1 rRNA gene is annotated in these 469 nt (G+C 54.2%); it reads left to right on the top strand.

The features are described from left to right. Nucleotides 1-469: ribosomal RNA gene (locus A9178_RS18455) — 23S ribosomal RNA — on the top strand; the annotation flags it as partial.

The following is a 469-nucleotide window of genomic DNA, read 5'->3' as shown; positions in this document are numbered from 1 at the left end:
ATGGACAACAGGCAGATATTCCTGTACCACCTCGTGACCGTTTGAGCGATGGGGGGACGCAGTAGGATAAGGAATGCGCACGGATGGATGTGTGCGCCCAAGCAGTGAGAAAGTCAGGTAGGCAAATCCGCCTGGCAATTTCAAGCTGTGATGGGGAGGCCTTCTGGCCGAAGTTCCTGATTTCACACTGCCGAGAAAAGCCTCTAGCAAGGTCACAGGTGCCCGTACCGTAAACCGACACAGGTAGGCGAGGAGAGAATCCTAAGGTGAGCGGGAGAACTCTCGTTAAGGAACTCGGCAAAATGACCCCGTAACTTAGGGAGAAGGGGTGCTCTACTCAAGTAGAGCCGCAGTGAATAGGCCCAAGCGACTGTTTAGCAAAAACACAGGTCTCTGCGAAGCCGAAAGGCGAAGTATAGGGGCTGACACCTGCCCGGTGCTGGAAGGTTAAGGGGAAGAGTTAGGGCTT

This window comes from Oceanobacillus sp. Castelsardo, assembly GCF_001659985.1.
In the GTDB taxonomy this organism is placed as follows: Bacteria; Bacillota; Bacilli; order Bacillales; family Amphibacillaceae; genus Oceanobacillus.
The sequence above is the reverse complement of the archived record's forward strand: the minus strand, read 5'-3'. Positions and strand labels throughout refer to the sequence as shown.